The following is a 16,856-nucleotide window of genomic DNA, read 5'->3' as shown; positions in this document are numbered from 1 at the left end:
ACTCGCGGGTAGGTAGTGCCAGTATCGAGCGGTGACCACGTACCTGGTGACCGGCGCGACCGGCTTCCTCGGCGTCCGGCTGGTCGAACGACTGCTCCGCCGAGCCGCGTGCGAGGGCGTGTTCGTGCTGGTCAGGCCCGCATCCATGGCGAAGCTCGACGAGATCGCGCAGCGCTGGCCGCAGCCGGAACGCGTGTGGCCGCTGCCCGGCGACCTCACCGAGCCGGGGCTGGGCCTCGACGCCGCCGACCGGACGCGGCTGGCCGCGGTCGACCACGTGATCCACCTCGGCGCGAGCTATGACCTCACCGCCGACGAGTCCACCGCGCGGGCGGCCAACGTCGACGGGACCCGGCACATCGCCGATCTCGTCGCCGAGCTGAGCGGCGCGAAGCTGCACCACGTGTCCTCGGTCGCGGTCGCGGGCGACCACCGCGGCCCCTTCACCGAGCACGACTTCGACCTCGGTCAACGGTTCAGCTCGCCGTACCACGCGACGAAGTTCGAAGCCGAGCGCGTGGTCCGCGAGCACGAGGGCGTCGCGTGGCAGATCTACCGCCCCGCCGCGATCGTCGGCGACTCGCGCACGGGCGAGATGGACAAGATCGACGGGCCGTACTACTTCTTCGGCGCGCTCGCGGAGCTGTCCCGCCTGCCCTCGGCCCTGCCACTGGCAGGGGCGAGCCTCGGCTCGACCAACCTGGTGCCGGTCGACTGGGTCGCCGACGCGCTGGACCGCTTGGTGCACAACGGCTTCGAGCCCGGACGGACATTCCACCTCACCGCGCCCGGCGGGCAGTCGCTGACCTCGGTCTACAACGCGCTGGCCGAAGCCGCCGGAGCCCCGCGAATCGCGATCACGGCTCCGGTTCCCGTGCCCGTCCGCGCGCTGGCGAAGCTGCCCGGAGTGGGCAAGCTCCTCGGCGTCCCGGCGGAAGTGTTGCCGCACATGACGTTCTCGGCGCGCTTCGACCGGTCGAACACCGATCGCGCGCTCGGCGACCTGCCGACGCCGGAGTTCGGCGAGTACGCGGACCGCTTGTGGCGGTACTGGCGGCGGCACCTCGACCCGGACCGGGCGCGGCGGCCGAGGGACGGACTGCGCGGGCGGCGGATCGTGATCACCGGCGCGTCCTCCGGCATCGGGCGGGCGACCGCGCTGCAGGTGGCCCAGCTCGGCGCGGTCCCACTGCTGATCGCCAGGCGCGCGGAGGAACTGGAGGCCGTGCGCGAGGAGATCGTGCGCGAAGGCGGTCAAGCGCACGTCTACCCCTGCGACCTCACGGACAGCGAGTCCGTGCGCGCCGCCGTGAAGCGGATGCTCAGCGACCACGAGGGCATCGACATGCTGGTCAACAACGCGGGCCGGTCGATCCGGCGCGGCGTGCTGAACTCGTTGGACCGCCTGCACGACTACGAGCGCACCATGGCGATCAACTACTTCGGCGCGGTGCGGCTGGTGCTGGCGTTGTTGCCGCACATGACCTCGCGGCGCTTCGGCCACATCGTCAACGTGTCGACGAAGGGCGTGCAGATCGCCACCCCCAGGTACTCCGCCTACCTGGCTTCCAAGGCGGCACTGGACATGTTCAGCCGCGTGGTGGCCAGCGAGACCGTCGCGGACGGCGTCACCTTCACCACCGTCCACATGGGACTCGTGAAAACTCCGATGAGCCAGGCGACCTCGGCCTACGACCGGATTCCCGGCGCCACGCCGGACGAAGGCGCACGGCTGGTGGTGCGCGCGCTGACCAAGCGGCCCAAGCGCGTCGGCTCGGCCGCGGGCGCACTCGCGCAGGCGGCCTACGCCGTCACCCCCAAGGCGGTTGATCGCGCGATGCACGTGCTGTATCGCCTGATGCCGGAAGCACCACGGCGCACGCCCTGACCATCCACTGTGGAGGGACGCGATGAAGCGGTTCACCCGGTCAGCCCAGGAGTTCGCACGGCGCACCGCGACCCAGGCCAAGGGCGTGCTGGTGCTGGCGCGGAGCCGGGTGCTGACACCGCATCGGCCCGACCGGCTGATCAAGGCGGTCCAGGCGTTGCGGAAGTACGAGTACAGCGTGGGAGCGGGCTACGCGTCCGGCGCTGCGCTGTTCCCCGACCGCCCCGCGATCATCGATGAGCTGGGCACGCTGACCTGGGCGGAGGTCGACGACCGCACGACCAGGCTCGCGCACGGCTTCGCCCAGCACGGGGTGCGGCCCGGTTCGTCCGTGGGTGTGTTGTGCCGCAACCACCGCGGCTTCGTCGAGTCGGTGGCCGCGCTGTCCAAGCTCGGCGCGCACGCGGTGCTGCTCAACACCGGTGCGAGCCCGTCCCAGCTGAGCGCGGTGCTGCGCGAACAGGAGATCTGCCTCGTCGTCGCCGACACGGAGTTCCGGCCGCTGCTGGTGAACGCGCCGCGCGGGGTGAAGCGCGTGACCGCGTGGACGGAAGGGCCCACCAAGAGCACCACGCTGGAGCAGCTGATCGCGTCCTCCCCCGCCGCCGACCTCCCCAAGCCGCCGATCTCACGGCTGATCGTGCTGACCTCCGGCACCACCGGAACCCCGAAGGGCGCGCGGCGCCCGCACGCCAAGGGACTGCTGGGCTCCGCCGCCCCGTTCCTGTCCCGCATCCCGCTGCGCGCGGGCGAGCCGATGTTCATCCCCGCGCCGATGTTCCACAGCTGGGGCATCGGCGCGTTCCAGATCAGCCTCGTGCTCGGCGCGCCGATCGTGCTGCGGCGGCGGTTCGAGCCCGAGACCGCGCTCGCCGCCGTCGAGAGGCACCGCTGCACCAGCATGTTCGCCGTCCCGGTGATGTTGCAGCGGATCATGGAGCTGCCCGGTGCCGAGCGGCGGCGGTACGACACCTCCTCCCTGCGGACGGTGGCGTGCACGGGCTCGGTCCTGCCCGGCAAGCTCGCCATCGAGTTCCTGGACGCGTTCGGTCCGGTCCTGCACAACTTCTACGGTTCGACGGAGGCGTCGTGGATCTCCGTCGCCACCCCCGAGGAGCTGCGGATCGCCCCGGGCACGGCGGGAAGACCGCCGCTCGGCACGCGGCTGGCCATCCTCGACCAGGACGGGCGGCCGGTGCGGCGCGGGCAGACCGGGCGGATCTTCGTCGCCAACGAGATGCTCTTCGACGGCTACACCAACGGTTCCGGCAAGGAGGTCGTCGACGGGATGCTGTCCACCGGCGACGTCGGCTACCTCGACCGGCACGGCCTGCTCTTCGTCGCGGGCCGGGACGACGACATGATCATCTCCGGCGGGGAGAACCTGTACCCGCGTGAGGTCGAGGACGTGCTCGCGGCGCTGCCCGGGGTCCGCGAGGTGGCCGTGGTCGGGGTGCCCGACGAGGAGTTCGGCCAGCGGCTGGCCGCCTACGTGGTGGCCGCGGACGGTGCGGTGCTCGACGCCGAACGGCTGCGCGAGCACGTGCGCGCCACGCTCACCCGGTTCTGCGTTCCCAGGGATGTGACCTTCCTCGACGAACTGCCCCGCAACGCCACCGGAAAAGTGGTGAAGCGCGAGCTGGGGTAGACGAAAGTCGCTGCCCCGCGCCCACCAAAGGCGCGTTTCCCGTGCCGGGTACCGGCCCGGTCGGGCAGAGTGGGCGCGTGAACACAGCAGAACCCCGCCTCCGGCTGCGCCTCCGCCCGCCGGCCAACCAGGTCAGCCGCAAGGCCATCGGCTGGTGGGCGATCCAGGCGGTGATCGAGTGGGCGGTGCTGGTCGGCGCGCTCGTCGCCGCCCGCCTGTTGTTCGACTGGACGGGCGGATGGCCCACCACCCTGCTGGTGCTGGCGATCGTCTTCGGCGTGGTGCACTCCGCCGTGATGCCGTTCTGGCGGTACCGGGTGCACCGGTGGGAGACCACCGAGCAGGCCGTGTACGTGCAGTCCGGCTGGTTCTGGCTGGACGCGCGGGTGGCTCCGGTGTCCAGGGTGCAGACGGTGGACATGAAGCGCGGCCCGCTGCAGCAGGGGCTCGGCCTGGCCACTGTGGTCGTCACGACCGCGTCGGCCGCGGGCCCGCTGGAGATCGCCGGGCTGGACCTCGACGTCGCGACCCGCCTGGTCGACGAGCTGACCGTGGTCGCTGAGGCCGCCCAGGGTGATGCGACGTGAGCCGGCACCCCACCGACTTCGCCGGCCTGCCCGCCGCTCCCCCGCTCGAGGAGCCGGACACCGAGTGGCACCGGCTCAACCCGCGGGTGATGATCGCCGACCCGCTCAACGAGATCGCCAGCGTGCTCGGCGTCCTCGTGCTGATCCTCGTCGTGCGCGGGCGGTTCGAGCTGGAGCTGTGGGAGACCGCCGTCGCGCTGGGCATCTCCGGTGTCCTGGTCGGCTACGCCATGGTGCGCTGGCTGACCACCCGCTACCGGGTCACCGCCAAGCACGTGGAGCTGCACTCCGGCTGGCTGGTCAAGAAGCACCGCCAGGTCGCGCGGGACCGGCTGCGCACGGTCGACCTCACCGCGTCGGTGCCGCACCGCCTCGTCGGGCTCGCGGTGGTCCGGCTCGGCACCGGCCGCCAGGACTCGGGCACCGAGGACGAGCTGACCCTCAACGCGATCACCAAGGAGCAGGCGGAGAGCCTGCGGCTGACCTTGCTGCGCCGGGAAACCCCGCCACGGCAGGAGGAGACACCCGAAGCGGCCGAACCCTGCCAAGGGGACGGTCCGGGCACCGTCCTGTCCACAATGGACCCGAAGTGGCTGAGGTTCGCACCGCTGACCCTGTTCGGCGTCATCGCGGTCGGCACGCTGCTCGGCGGCGCCGCGGCGATCGCCCGGCAGATCAAGGTGGACCTGTTCCACATCGGACCGGTCCAGGCGGTCGTGGACTGGTTCACCACGATGCCCCTGCTGACCACGGTGCCCGTGGTCGTCGCGGCAGGCCTGGTGATCTCCACGCTCGCGGGCATCGCCGTCTACGTGATCCTGTACTGGAACTACCAGCTGACCAGGGAGGAGCACGGCTCCCTGCTGGTCCGCTACGGCCTGCTCGAAGTCCGCTCGGTGTCCATCGAGCAGAAGCGCATGCGCGGCGCCAAGATCGAGGAACCGCTGCTGCTGCGCTCCGGCAAGGGCGCCAAGTGCAGCGCCGTCGCCACCGGTCTCGGCACCGGCGAGGGCAGCGGCATGCTGCTCCCCCAGGCCCCGCGCGCCGAGGCGCACCGCGTCGCCGCCGAGGCGCTGCAGCTCACCGAATCGCCGACCACCGCCCCGCTGACCCGGCACCCGCGCGCCGCGCTCGCCCGCAGGCTGTTCCGCGCCACCGTGCCTCCCCTGGTGCTCGCGGCCGTGCTCGGCGGACTCCGGATCTCCCTGTCGTTCCCGGACTGGCCGTGGATCGCGGCGCTGTGCCTGCTGCCGCTGTCGCTGCTGCTCGGCATCGACCGCTACCGCAACCTCGGCCACGCGCACACCCAGGACTACCTCGTCAGCCGCTCCGGCTCGCTGATCCGGCAGACCGTCGCGCTGCACCGGCACGGCATCATCGGCTGGAAGATCACGAGATCGATCTTCCAGCGCCGCGTCGGCCTGGTCACCCTGCACGCCACCACCGGGGCCGGCACCGGCCGCGCGGAGACCGAACCCGGCGCCTACTCGGTGGAGGACATCGGCGAGGCCGACGCCCTGCGGCTGGCCGAGACCGCGCTGCCCGGACTGCTGACCCCGTTCCTCGAGCGCGTGCCCCGTTGAACGCGCACAGTAAGGGATAGGCTCACCCGCGTGACGGACCGTCTAGTGTGGATCGACTGCGAGATGACCGGCCTCGACCTGGGCAAAGACGCTCTCATCGAGATCGCCGCCCTCGTGACAGACGCCGATCTGAACGTGCTCGGCGAAGGCGTGGACATCGTGATCCACGCCGATGACAAGGTGCTGGAGACCATGCCGGACGTCGTGCGCGACATGCACGCCCGGTCCGGGCTGACCGACGAGGTCCGCCGCTCCACGGTGACGATCGACCAGGCCCAGCAGGCCGTGCTCGACTACGTGCGGGAATGGGTCCCGGACAAGCGGACCGCACCGCTGGCCGGCAACTCGATCGCCACCGACCGCGGCTTCATCGCCCGCGACATGCGGGAACTGGACGAGCACCTGCACTACCGGATGGTCGACGTCTCCTCCATCAAGGAGCTGTGCCGCCGCTGGTACCCCAAGGTCTACTACGGCCAGCCCGCCAAGGGCCTGGCCCACCGCGCCCTCGCCGACATCCAGGAGTCGATCATGGAGCTGGCCTACTACCGGCGCGCGCTGTTCGTCCCCCCGCCCGGCCCCACCACCGAGAAAGCCCAGGCCATCGCGGCCGAACTGCTCGCGGGACCGGCCAACGGGTAACCCGATTTCGCTCCTGCGGGGCGGCACGCTACGCTTATGCGGCTGCCTCGGCAGCGAGCAATCAGCAGTGAGAAGTATGGTGGGTGTAGCTCAGCTGGTAGAGCACCTGGTTGTGGTCCAGGAAGTCGCGGGTTCAAGTCCCGTCACTCACCCTCGATGGTGTTCAAGGCCCCCCGGCACTTCGTGCGGGGGGCCTTTTCCCGTTGTCCTCCACCACGTTGGGGGAGCGACTCCCCCAAACCCCCTACGGTGCGACTGGTGCTGAATCGGCGTGGTCGCGTTCCGAAGGGGTGGGGGCGGGATCGCCGGGGTCGGTGCCGGTGAAAGTAACTTTGATCACTTGGGGCGGGCGTGGGAGCCGGGTGACGGCGTCCTGGGGTTTCTGGGAGAAAACCGGGTCTGACCAGGCGATTGGGAACCGCGGGAACCCCTGTGCTAAGTTTTCTCCCGTCCGAAACGGACAACAACAGAACAGGCGCCGCTAGCTCAAGTGGTAGAGCAGCTGACTCTTAATCAGCGGGTTCGGGGTTCGAGTCCCTGGCGGCGCACACCGAAAGCCCTCTTCCTTGCGGAAGGGGGCTTTTTCGTTGCCCCACAACCACACCGCAGCCCGACAGGCCGGACGGGCAACCTGCGGACTGATTTTTGCGTCTCTAGAGACGTGAGGGTGACGCGGACTACGTCCAGTGGTCTCCCCGGAGGTATTCGCCTCGACCAGGTGGTGTAGCAGACTGGATCGTGCACAGCCTGAGGGAACTAGCGAAACGGACGGTCGCCGATGTTGGTGCCAGGAAGCCCGGAAGATCGAGTCGTACTGGGGCGACGCCGCGCGCTCGCGGTGGGGACTCTTGGGCTGGTCGCCGCATTCGTCTCCGGCTGCACCGGAGGTGAGAGCGGCCAAGGGACACCCGGGGGCCAACAGCCCGGCGGAGGCGGGTCCGCGCCGACGGCCCCCACCGGCCCCGTGACGCTCGCCCTGGTGCCCGCCGAGGGCTCCCAGGGCGTCGCGCCCGGCGAGCCGGTGACCGTCACCGCGACCAACGGCAAGCTCGGCCAGGTGAGCCTGGTCAACGCCGACGGCAAGCCGGTCGCCGGGCAGGTCTCGCCGGACGGTCTCAAGTGGACCTCGACGGAAGCCTTGGGCTACAACAAGTCCTACACGCTCAACGCCACCGCCACCGGTACCGACGGCAAGCCCGTCAGCGCGAAGTCCGCCTTCACCACGGTGAAGCCGCGCAGGCAGGCGTTCGTGTCGATGAACCCGCTCGACGGCCAGACCGTGGGCGTCGGCCAGCCCCTGGCGTTCATCTTCGACGTCGCGCCGCCGAACAAGGAAGCCGCGCAGAAGGCCATCCAGATCACCACGGAGCCGAAGACCGAGGGCGCCTTCTACTGGTTCTCCGACAAGGAAGTGCACTGGCGCCCGCGCGAGTACTGGAAGCCGGGAACCAAGGTCACCGTCGAGGTGAAGGTCTACGGCAAGGACCTCGGCAACGGGATCTACGGCCAGGAGGACCGCAAGGCCACCATCACCATCGGCGACTCCGTCATCGCCGAGGCCGACGGCGGCTCGCACCAGATGGTCGTCAAGGTCAACGGCCAGGTGGTCAAGGAGATGCCGGTCTCCCTGGGCAGCCCGAAGTTCCCGTCGAACAACGGCATCCACGTGGTGACCGAGAAGCACCCCACCAAGATCATGGACTCCACGAGCTACGGCCTGCCGCTGGACCGGGGCGGCTACCGCACCAAGGTCAACTGGGCGGTCCGCATCTCCAACGGCGGCGAGTTCACCCACGCCGCCCCGTGGTCCGTGCGCGACCAGGGCCGCCGCAACGTCAGCCACGGCTGCATCAACATGTCGACCGAGAACGCCAAGTGGTACTTCGACACGGTGAAGAAGGGCGACATCGTCATCATCACCAACTCCGGCGGTCCGGACCTGCGGTCCTGGGACGGCTTCGGGGACTGGCAGATCCCGTGGGAGGAATGGCTCAAGGGCGGGAAGCCGTAACTCCCCCGCACAGCAGAACGCCGGTGGCGCTCCACGGAGCACCGCCGGCGTTTTCCTTGCCGTGGAAGGTCAGTCGGTGAACACGAGGTCGGAGACGGCGAGAGCTCCGGTCGGGTTCACGTCGAGGGCGAGCGCCACCGACGTGATCTTCGTGAGGTCGACGCCCGCGAACGCGGAGAGCGGCACGCGCACCTGGTTGAGGTGCATCCTCGGCAGCACGTCGTTCTGGCCGCCCTGCAGCGGGTACGCCAGCGCCTTGCCGTGCTCGGACGCCTTCACCGACGCCGTCTTGCCCGCGGCGTCGGTGAGCACGATCCGCAGGTCCTGCGGCTGACCGGCCGCGTTGGCCGGATCACTGAAGTCCACCCCGGCGCGGAACTGGACAGCGGCGTACTTGGCCACGTCACCGTGCGGGGCGGGCACCTCGTTGGTGACGGTGCCGCCCGTCGCCGCCCACGTGGTCCGCGCCGCGAGCACCCCGGACCGACCCCAGCCGCGGTGCGGCTCGGACGTCCGCGTGCCCGGCTTGCTCAGGCACGACGCGAACTCCCCCGGGTTCGGGCCACCGCAGGCGATCTGCTTCACGCCGGTGGCCACGACCTTGCCGCCGAGGGTGTTGATGTCGCGGTAGCCGTCCTCCCGGTTCACGTCCAGGCGCTGTCCCGAGGCCGACGGCGGGTGGTAGGAGACGTTGACCGTGGCCGGCGCGACCGACGCCGGAGGGCCTGCCGCACCGCGCCAGAGCGGCGCCAGCGCCTTCTCGCCGCCCAGGTAGTGCCGGAAGAACCCGTTGATGTAGGCGATTCCGACGTTGCGCTGCTGCTGCTCGGTGAGCCGGGTCGCCTTGCTGGGGTGGCAGGAGGAGTTCGGGTCCCCCTGCCCGCCGCGCCAGTCGTCGACAGCGCCGGGAAGGCCGCTGCTCGGCGACCAGTTGGTGTTGAAGAAGTTGTGGTTGGCCCCGAGGACCGTGACGTTGTTCCGCGTCGCGCGGTCGGTGCGCACGTAGTAACGGCCGTCGTCGTAGTAGTGCACGCCCTGGAGGTCGGAGACGTCGCCGTCGCAGTCCGGCTGGAGCGTGGCCATCGTGATGCCGACCGGGATGCGACGCTCGAAGTCCGTCGCGGCGAGCGGGAGCAGGGCGCGCAGGCGATAGGGCTTCTCGCGCAAGGCGTTCTGCTCCACGGCGTTGACGACACCCTCACCGCCGCGGGAGTGGCCCATCAACCCGATCCGGTCGAAGTCGAAGGACCGGGTCACTGACACCGGGACGGGGCCTCCGGGCTTGGTGCGCCACTCGTTCCACAGGTCCAGGTGCTTGAGCACCAGCTCACCCCGGGCCCGCTGGCCGGAATTGGCGTCGAGCGCGTCGTTGCCGTTGATCCCGTTGGCGCTGATGGAGATCACCGCGTACCCGTGACCGGCGAGCTGCCTGCCCAGGTAGTCGTAGCCGCGGTGGCTCGGGATGGGCTGGTAACCGGCGGGGCACGGCCAGGCCAGCCTGGGCGTGGGGACCGTGCTGGACATGCACGTGGCGTGCCTGCCGTGCAGGAACACGACCACCGGGTAGGCGGACACGGCCGGCTTCTCCGGGTAGTAGACGTGGCCCGTGAGTTCCACCGGCCAGGGGAAGGCGTCCGGGCGGAGGGCGTCGTCCCCGAGGTGATAGGACGCCTCTGCGACCTTGTGCGGTCCCGGCGCGAGCGGGTCCACCTGCGGCGCCGCGGTGGCGATCCCGGCTCCGGCCGCGGTCAGCGAGGCCGCGACGATGGCGGTCGCGGCAAAGAACCCGAAGCGCTTCACTTGCCCTCCACCTGGAGCGGGCCGACAACAGCGGCCTTCCCGTCGCCGTAGCGGTAGGACACGACGGCACCGGAACGCGGCTGCGGCAGCGCGACGCGGATCGCCTTCAGGTCCTCGGTGGGAATGCCGCGGCCGACCGCCTCCCCGTCGACGAGGACGGTGTAGTCGAGCGAGCGCACCGGGAAGTCACCGGAGATGGTCAGCCGGATCAGCGGGGCCCGGTTGGTGTTCGTGGCGATCTCGTCGGCGACCATCGCCTGACCGCGCGCGACGACGCGACCCTGCGGAGCGCTCCGCACCTGTTCCGCGGTGCTCGGGTCGGGGACGGGAACGGCCTGGCGCCCGGCGGGCTGCTGGGCGACGGGTGCACGTGGAACCTCGAAGCCCGGTTCGGCGTCGGCCTGACCGCGGGCGCTGATCCAGGACACGCTGACGATCGTGGCCACCACCAACGCGGCGGCCGCGACCACTTTTACGTTCCACACACGTGAACCCCGTAATGTGCGCACAGTTCTCCTTCGGAGCAGCAGGTCATCCACAGCGATGACGCCGCACCCCGAAGCCCGGTTGGTTGAGTCGGCAACGAAATCCCTTATGCGCCAACGGGAAGTTCCGTGGCCGTAGCGCCACGCGTGCCGTACCCTGTCGCGCCGCGGCAGCCCCCGCGTCCACCGACACCCAGGAAATGCACTCGACCACGGCGCGGATAAGCGCCGCGATGGGAATGCGCGACAGCAATTGACAATGGCCTGGAAGCCCGCGGCGGACGGGTGCGACGACCTCGCGGACAATGATCGTTCACAGTGGATCATCCCTGCTCAGGCCGCGGGTGTCCGCGATAGGGGTGCGCCCGGCTAGGGGTCCGGGGGAGGTTAGGGGTTGGCCTGCCCCTTGCCCCCACTTAGGTTGTGCGATATGGCTGATTGTCGTATCTGCGGCGGCGTTCTCACCGAATTCTATGATTTCGGACGCCAGCCCCTCTCCGATGCTTTCCTGGAGCCGGACAAGCTCGAGGGCGAGTTCTTCTTCCGTCTCGCCGTGGGCCTGTGCTCGGACTGCACCATGGTGCAGCTCATGGAGGAGGTCCCCAGGGACAAGATGTTCCACGAGGACTACCCGTACTTCTCCTCGGGTTCCTCGGTGATGCGCAAGCACTTCGAGCTGACCGCGCGGAAGTTCCTGGAGACCGAGCTGACCGGCCCGGACCCGTTCATCGTCGAGATCGGCTGCAACGACGGCATCATGCTGAAGACCGCGGCCGAGGCGGGCGTGAAGCACCTGGGCGTCGAGCCCTCGGGCGGGGTCGGGGAAGTGGCGCGCAGCAAGGGAATCCGGGTGCGCACCGCCTTCTTCGAGGAGTCCACCGCGGTGGAGGTGGCGAAGGAGGAGGGGCACGCGGACGTCATCTTCGCCGCGAACACCATCTGCCACATCCCGTACATGGACTCGATCTTCCGCGGCATCGACGCGCTGCTGAAGCCGAACGGCGTGTTCGTCTTCGAGGACCCGTACCTGGGCGACATCACCCAGCGGACCTCCTTCGACCAGATCTACGACGAGCACTACTACCTGTTCACCGCCCGTTCGGTGCAGGCCATGGCGCGCCGGTTCGGCTTCGACCTCGTCGACGTGGAGCGCTACCCGGTGCACGGCGGCGAGGTGCGCTACACCATCGCCCGTGCCGGTGCCCGTGAGCCCAGCCCCGCCGTCGCCGAGCTGATCGCCGAGGAGAACGCGGCCGGCCTGGCCACGCTGCCGACCCTGGAGGCGTTCGGCGCCAAGGTCACCAAGATCAAGGAGGACCTGGTCGCGCTGCTCACCAAGCTGCGCGAGGAGGGCAAGACCGTCGTCGCCTACGGGGCCACCGCCAAGAGCGCGACCGTGGCGAACCTGTGCGGGCTGAACTCCGACCTCGTGTCCTTCGTCTGCGACACCACGCCGCAGAAGCAGAACCGCCTCACCCCGGGCACGCACATCCCGGTGCGCAGCCCCGAGGCGTTCAGCAACCCCTACCCGGACTACGCGCTGCTGTTCGCCTGGAACCACGCCGAGGAGATCATGGCGAAGGAGAAGGCGTTCCGCGAGGCGGGTGGCAAGTGGATCCTCTACGTCCCCGAGGTCCACGTCCTGTAAGCAACCACCTCCCCGGGAGACTCGCCCGCACCGACGATCAGCGGAGCCGGGGCCGGCCATCGGAACGGATGGCCGGCCCCGGCCGGAAAGGCGAGCGAACTCCTCCGGCGCCGCGTCCTCGACGTGGCGCTTGTTTCTTTTTCAGCACTGGGACAACAATGGCCCGACCACTTCGGCCGGGCCATTCGCGCGACCGGCTAGCGCATAGCCTCGATCACTTTGCCGAATGCTTCCATCGCCGGTTCCATCACCGTGATGTAGTTGATCCCGTACACCTCGCGGTTCTCCCGGAGCTGTTCCGCGATCTGCTGCGGGGTTCCGATCGACACCGTCGGGGCGCCGAGAATCTGTTCGTCGTCCAGGTGCGGCGCGAAACGACGGACCTGATCGAGCGCCGACCTCCGGTCCTTGGTGATCACGGTCGCCTTGGACAGGATGTTGTATTCGATCTCATCGGCCCGGGAACCAGCAGCGCGACGCGCGAACTCGGCCCGCTCCACCATTTCCTCGGCAGGTGCGATGACCATCCGGCCGTACTCCGGGCGGTACTGGGCACCGACGAAGCTGACGATCTCCGCGTTCCGCGCCGCCAGCCGCAGTACCCGATTGCCATGCCCTCCGACCAGCATCGGAGGATGCGGCCGCTGCACCGACTTCGGGTGCTCCGGATCGGAGAGGAGGCGCTGCAACTCGCCGATCGTCGTCTCCAGGCGGTCCACCCGACTGCCGGGGGTACCGAAGGGAATTCCCGTCTTCTGGAATTCCCATTCGACGTAGCCGGTGCCCAGTCCGAGTTCGAGCCGGCCTTCCACGAACTGGTCCACCGTGACCACGTCCCGGGCCAGCAGCGTCGGATTGTGGAAACTGGTGTTCAGGACGTAGATACCGATCCTCGGCCGCTCCGTCGCTTCCGCCGCGAGGATCACGGAGGGAAACGGCGACGGGAGGTTCACGTGCTCACAGGCAGAGACGACGTCGTAACCGAGTTCTTCCGCGCGACGGCACTTGGCCACCCACTCCGCCCGGGAACACGCCTCGGACACCAGAACAACGCCGAACCGAAACGGTGCACGTGGCGCACTCATGTCGTCTCCTGCCTGCCGGTCACGACTGCCGCCGGAAAAGCTCATCGTAACCGCCGGACGCACATCTCCCGAAGCGCGAGGTGTACGAACTTTCAGTTGATTTTTCGCAATCCACACATGACGCGGTCCAGCTGTGCCCGCACCGCGGGTCCGTGCGACATCAGCTCCTCCATCGTTCGACCGGTGATGCCGCTGAAGCCCATGGCCACGCCGTGAGAACCGTCCGGGGCGAACGCCTCGCGGCTGACGTAGCCCGCGCCGTTCCCGCCGTGGGACCAGTACTCCCCGCCACAGGACAACGCCACACGCGCGATGCCGAGCCCGTAGTCGCCGAACTCCGCTGCCCCGGAGGGCACGGTCCGCTTCATCTCCGCGAGCAGGTCGGGCCGCAGCACGTCACCCCGCAGCAACGCACGGACGAAGGTGCTCAGGTCCTTGCTGGTGCTGATGATCTCCCCCGCCGAGTTGCTCGTGCTCGGGCTGTGGTCGGTGGCGTCGGTCAGCGGGCCGCCCGGCGTCCACTGCACGTACCCCTTCGCGTGCGGCCTGGGCAGCCGGGGGTCGCGGTCGGGGATGCTGGTGTCCTTGAGCCGCAAGGGAGCGATGATGCGCTCGCGGACGTGGTCCCGCCACGACCGGCCGGTCACCTTGTCGATGACCATCCCGATGAGCGTGTACCCGGTGTTGGAGTAGGACCACTTGGTGCCGGGCGGGAAGTCGGGTCCGAGGCTGACCGCGATGCGCACCAGTTCCTCGGGCGGGTAGTGGCGGTACCGGTCGCGCTCGAAGTTCTCCGCGTTCGCGGGCGGCAGGCCGCGGTGGTAGTTGGCGATACCGCTGGTGTGCTGGAGCAGCTGGCGCAGGGTGATCGCCGCGCCACCGGGCACCGCTCCGGGCAGGTGCCGTTCGAGGGTGTCGTCCAGCCCGAGCCTGCCGTCGCCGACGAGCTGGAGCACGGCCGTCGCCACGAATGTCTTGGTGTTGCTGGCGATCCGGTAGTGACCGCGCGGGTCCACCGGGCGCCGCGTGCCCAGGTCCGCGAACCCGCTCGACGCCACGATGTCCGGCCCCGATCCGGTGATGATGCGCCCGTGCACGCCGATGACGCCCGCGCGGTGGCGGATGTCGAGGTCGCGTTGGAACTGCTCGCGGTCGTATCCCTTGTCCGGCAGGGCGTTCGCCTGGCCGGACAGGACGAAGGCGATCGCCAGGGCGATCACCAGCAGGAGTGCTCTTCTCATGGCTCCACCTTGGCGAGGCGGGCGCGGACGCGGATCGGACCCGGGTACGTCATACCGTGGCATGACCTCAACCGGCGTGGCCCGGGTTAGCTTCGGCCGGTGCGCATCCCGTTGAGCAGACGCCTCGGCCCCGGCCAGCTGCTGGCCCTGGACGTGGTCGCGGCCGTGGTGATCGGCGCGGGCGCCCTCGCCAACCTGCTCGCCGGGGTCTGGGGGGCGGGGGTCGCCCGGTGGCTGACGGTTCCGGTCGCCGTCCTCGCCGGGCTCCCGCTCGCCCTCCGGCGCCCGGTCCCTGCGGCCGCGGTGCTCACCGGACTGATCTTGTCGGTGCCCGCGGTTAGCCTCGGTGTCGGTTGGCTCCCCGCCCTGGTGCTCGGCCCGGTGCTGTACACGGTGGCGAACACGGTGGAACGGCGGAAATCCTTGTCCGCCTTGGGTTTGGCACTGGCGGTCCCCCTCGTGTGCAACCTCGTCGCGATCGGTGCGCGGGCCCACGAACCGGTGACCGTCGCCTGGGCGGTGGCCGGCGCGGGCTGGGCGCTCGGCCGGATCGCCAGGGAACGGCGGGAGCACGACGCGCGCTCGGCGGAGCAGTCGGTGGTGCAGGCGATCACGGAGGAGCGCCTGCGCATCGCCCGCGAGCTGCACGACGTGGTCGCGCACAGCATGAGCCTGATCGCGATCAAGGCGGGAGTGGCCAACCACGTCACCGACACCAGACCGGAGGAGGCACGGAAGGCCATGCGGGTGATCGAGGAGACGAGCAGGGACGCGCTGGCGGAGATGCGCCGCGTGCTGGGGGTGCTCCGCGAGGGCGGCGCGGCGGACCTCACCCCGGCGCCGGGCATCTCCGGCCTTCCCGGGCTGGTCGGCCGGTCCGGGACGCGGGCCGAGCTCGACATCCGCGGGCCGGGTGGCCCACCGGCCGGGGTGGGTCTCGCGGTGTACCGGATCGTGCAGGAGGCGCTGACCAACGTGGCCAAGCACGCCGGGGACCGGGCGTGCCGGGTGGTGGTGGAACTGACGGACGACCACGCACGGGTGGAGGTGGTGAACGAGGGCGAACGGGCAACGGGTGGCGCGCCACCGGGCAACGGGCTGATCGGCATGCGCGAGCGGGTGGCGGCCCACGGCGGGACGTTCAGCGCCGGGCCGCGACCGGAAGGCGGCTTCGCGGTGCGCGCGCTGCTACCCTACCGGCGCGGGGAGACGACGTGACCGCACCGACCCGGGTGCTCATCGCCGACGACCAGGCGTTGGTGCGCGGCAGTTTCCGGGTGCTGGTGGAGAGCGATCCCGGGCTGGTCGTGGTCGGCGAGGCGGCCACCGGTGCCGAGGCGGTGGAACTGGTCGACCGGGAGCGGCCCGACGTGGTGCTGATGGACGTGCGGATGCCGGAGCTGGACGGCATCGAGGCCACCCGCCGCGTGTCCGGCAGCACCCGGGTGCTCATCCTCACCACGTTCGACCTGGACGAGTACGTCTACGCGGCGCTACGGGCGGGAGCGAGCGGCTTCCTGCTCAAGGACACCCCGCCGGCCGACCTGCTCGCCGCGGTCAAGGTGGTCGCCGCGGGCGACGCGCTGATCGCGCCGAGCGTGATGCGCAGGCTGGTCGCGGAGTTCGCCTGCCGCCCGGAGCAGCCGCCGACGCACTCGCTGTGCGGGGTGACCGACCGCGAACTGGACGTGCTGACCCTGATCGCGAGGGGCCTGTCCAACGCCGAGATCACCCAGCGGCTCTACCTGAGCATGGCCACGGTGAAGACGCACGTCGGCCGGTTGCTGGCCAAACTGCACGCGCGGGACCGGGCCCAGCTGGTGATCATCGCCTACGAGTCCGGACTGGTGCGGGCAGCGCACCGGGAAGGATGATGCCCCCATGTCGATTCGTCTACTGTGGATGATCAATCTGCTGCTGGTGGCCGCAGTGCTGGTGCTGCTGGTGCTGAACCAGTCGTTGGCCGCGACCTTCACCGCGCTCGCCTCGGTGCTCTTCTCCGCCTACGTGTCCACTGTGGACAAGAAGCGGCGGCGTGCCGGGTTCGTCGCGGAACACACGTCGGTCGAGCGCATCCTGGCGACCCACGACCTGTCCCGGTTCCGGGAGATCCGCGACCGGGACGGGCAACTGCGCACCGTCCGCGAGGTGCGACGGGCCTACCCCGGCATGGAGCTGACGGAGGCGGTGAAACTCGTCGACAACCTCTGATCCCACCCGGCGGTCTTCAAGTACCAC

The 16,856-nt window shown here is 69.9% G+C and carries 14 protein-coding genes and 2 tRNA genes; 12 read left to right on the top strand and 4 right to left on the bottom strand.

Annotated elements, in window-relative coordinates; all coding sequences use genetic code 11:
- Positions 1 to 31: 31 nt before the first annotated feature.
- The 8 genes from BLT28_RS33820 (at position 32) to BLT28_RS33785 (ending at position 8,359) form a co-directional block, all read left to right on the top strand.
- Positions 32 to 1,888: an SDR family oxidoreductase gene (locus BLT28_RS33820; RefSeq protein ID WP_052406722.1), complete on the top strand. Its 1,857-nt coding sequence runs from the start codon at positions 32 to 34 to the stop codon at positions 1,886 to 1,888.
- A gap of 22 nt (positions 1,889 to 1,910) precedes the next feature.
- On the top strand, positions 1,911 to 3,536 hold the full coding sequence (locus tag BLT28_RS33815; protein ID WP_030426595.1) for an AMP-binding protein: 1,626 nt from the start codon (positions 1,911 to 1,913) through the stop codon (positions 3,534 to 3,536).
- 77 nt (positions 3,537 to 3,613) lie between these two features.
- Positions 3,614 to 4,123, top strand: a complete 510-nt coding sequence (locus BLT28_RS33810; RefSeq protein WP_030426596.1) for a PH domain-containing protein — start codon at positions 3,614 to 3,616, stop codon at positions 4,121 to 4,123.
- A complete protein-coding gene (locus tag BLT28_RS33805; protein WP_043810056.1) occupies positions 4,120 to 5,706 on the top strand; it encodes a PH domain-containing protein in 1,587 nt (528 codons plus the stop codon). Before BLT28_RS33810 ends, BLT28_RS33805 begins: the two co-directional genes overlap by 4 nt.
- A gap of 30 nt (positions 5,707 to 5,736) precedes the next feature.
- Positions 5,737 to 6,348 carry an oligoribonuclease gene (gene orn, locus BLT28_RS33800; RefSeq protein ID WP_030426598.1) on the top strand — a complete coding sequence of 204 codons (612 nt, stop codon included), beginning with the start codon at positions 5,737 to 5,739 and terminating at the stop codon, positions 6,346 to 6,348.
- A gap of 79 nt (positions 6,349 to 6,427) precedes the next feature.
- A tRNA-His gene (locus tag BLT28_RS33795) sits at positions 6,428 to 6,500 on the top strand.
- A gap of 323 nt (positions 6,501 to 6,823) precedes the next feature.
- Positions 6,824 to 6,896, top strand: a tRNA-Lys gene (locus BLT28_RS33790).
- A 416-nt stretch (positions 6,897 to 7,312) separates the two neighbouring features.
- Positions 7,313 to 8,359 (top strand): L,D-transpeptidase, encoded by a 1,047-nt coding sequence (locus BLT28_RS33785; RefSeq protein WP_043810057.1) that lies wholly within the window; start codon positions 7,313 to 7,315, stop codon positions 8,357 to 8,359.
- Between the two features lie 69 nt (positions 8,360 to 8,428).
- Here the strand turns inward: BLT28_RS33785 and BLT28_RS33780 are convergent, their stop codons facing one another.
- The gene (locus tag BLT28_RS33780; RefSeq protein WP_052406723.1) at positions 8,429 to 10,159 is read right to left on the bottom strand and encodes a poly(ethylene terephthalate) hydrolase family protein; all 1,731 of its coding nucleotides are present in this window, start codon (positions 10,157 to 10,159) and stop codon (positions 8,429 to 8,431) included.
- Positions 10,156 to 10,644 (bottom strand): hypothetical protein, encoded by a 489-nt coding sequence (locus tag BLT28_RS33775; RefSeq protein WP_156050383.1) that lies wholly within the window; start codon positions 10,642 to 10,644, stop codon positions 10,156 to 10,158. The genes BLT28_RS33780 and BLT28_RS33775 overlap by 4 nt, the downstream gene beginning before the upstream one ends.
- A gap of 430 nt (positions 10,645 to 11,074) precedes the next feature.
- Here BLT28_RS33775 and BLT28_RS33770 point away from each other — a divergent pair, with 430 nt between their 5' ends.
- On the top strand, positions 11,075 to 12,292 hold the full coding sequence (locus BLT28_RS33770) for a class I SAM-dependent methyltransferase (protein WP_030426602.1): 1,218 nt from the start codon (positions 11,075 to 11,077) through the stop codon (positions 12,290 to 12,292).
- 197 nt (positions 12,293 to 12,489) lie between these two features.
- Here BLT28_RS33770 and BLT28_RS33765 read toward each other — a convergent pair whose 3' ends face one another.
- A complete protein-coding gene (locus BLT28_RS33765) occupies positions 12,490 to 13,422 on the bottom strand; it encodes a TIGR03621 family F420-dependent LLM class oxidoreductase (protein ID WP_231950514.1) in 933 nt (310 codons plus the stop codon).
- Positions 13,423 to 13,469: 47 nt separating this feature from the next.
- Positions 13,470 to 14,618 (bottom strand): serine hydrolase domain-containing protein, encoded by a 1,149-nt coding sequence (locus BLT28_RS33760; protein ID WP_162184775.1) that lies wholly within the window; start codon positions 14,616 to 14,618, stop codon positions 13,470 to 13,472.
- Positions 14,619 to 14,717: 99 nt separating this feature from the next.
- Between BLT28_RS33760 and BLT28_RS33755 the strand changes: the two genes are divergently transcribed.
- From BLT28_RS33755 to BLT28_RS33745, 3 genes are read left to right on the top strand one after another with little or no spacing between them, the layout of a single operon-like run.
- Complete coding sequence (locus BLT28_RS33755) at positions 14,718 to 15,836, top strand: sensor histidine kinase (RefSeq protein ID WP_052406725.1); 1,119 nt, start codon at positions 14,718 to 14,720, stop codon at positions 15,834 to 15,836.
- Positions 15,833 to 16,492: a response regulator gene (locus BLT28_RS33750; RefSeq protein ID WP_030426606.1), complete on the top strand. Its 660-nt coding sequence runs from the start codon at positions 15,833 to 15,835 to the stop codon at positions 16,490 to 16,492. Before BLT28_RS33755 ends, BLT28_RS33750 begins: the two co-directional genes overlap by 4 nt.
- A gap of 7 nt (positions 16,493 to 16,499) precedes the next feature.
- Entirely contained in the window at positions 16,500 to 16,829 is a 330-nt protein-coding gene (locus BLT28_RS33745) for a hypothetical protein (RefSeq protein ID WP_156050385.1), read from the top strand.
- The last annotated feature ends 27 nt before the right edge of the window (positions 16,830 to 16,856 follow it).

Origin of the sequence: Allokutzneria albata (genome assembly GCF_900103775.1) — a bacterium.
Lineage (GTDB): Bacteria > Actinomycetota > Actinomycetes > Mycobacteriales > Pseudonocardiaceae > Allokutzneria > Allokutzneria albata.
This window is presented reverse-complemented; position numbering and strand designations above follow the sequence as displayed.